The organism is Arhodomonas sp. KWT (assembly GCF_010993615.1).
Window position 1 is genome coordinate 1 of record NZ_WNXE01001104.1, and the last position, 533, is coordinate 533.

1 pseudogene is annotated in these 533 nt (G+C 69.8%); it reads right to left on the reverse strand.

Features of this window, described 5'->3' with window-relative positions:
- A pseudogene (locus G7A99_RS24385) lies at positions 1-533 on the reverse strand (tetrathionate reductase subunit TtrA); the annotation flags it as partial.

Here is a 533-nt window from a genome sequence, read left to right on the forward strand (position 1 = left end):
CCGGCCTGGCCGTACAGCGGGTTCGCCATATGGTTGATCCAGACCTTGGCCGGATACGGATAGCCGGCGAGCGCGGAGGCCAGGTGCTCGGTCAGGATCGGCGGCGAGAAGGGATACCACGGCGCCCGCGCGGGATACGGCGACTCGCCGGCCTCGACCTTGCGGCGGTACTCGCTGGTCTTCTCGTAGGGGAAACGGCTGCGCGAGAGGAACACCCCCTTCGGCTTGACCATGCCCGGGAAGGTCTTGAGGTCATAGCGCGGCCCCCGGCCGAACTCCGGGTAGTGGCCACCGGCCAGGGCCGTGCCGCCGCGGGCGTTGAGGTTACCCACCAGGGCGTTGAGCATCATCACCGCGAAGGCGGAGTAGAAGCCGTTGCCGCTCATCAGCCCGCCGTGGGCATCCACCACCGCCTGCTTGCCGTAGCTGGTGAACGTCCGCGCCAGGGCCTCGATGGCCGCCACCGGCACCCCGCACTCCGCACTGTACTCCGCCAGCGTGAACCGCTCCGCCTCCTCGCGGAGGCGCTGCAG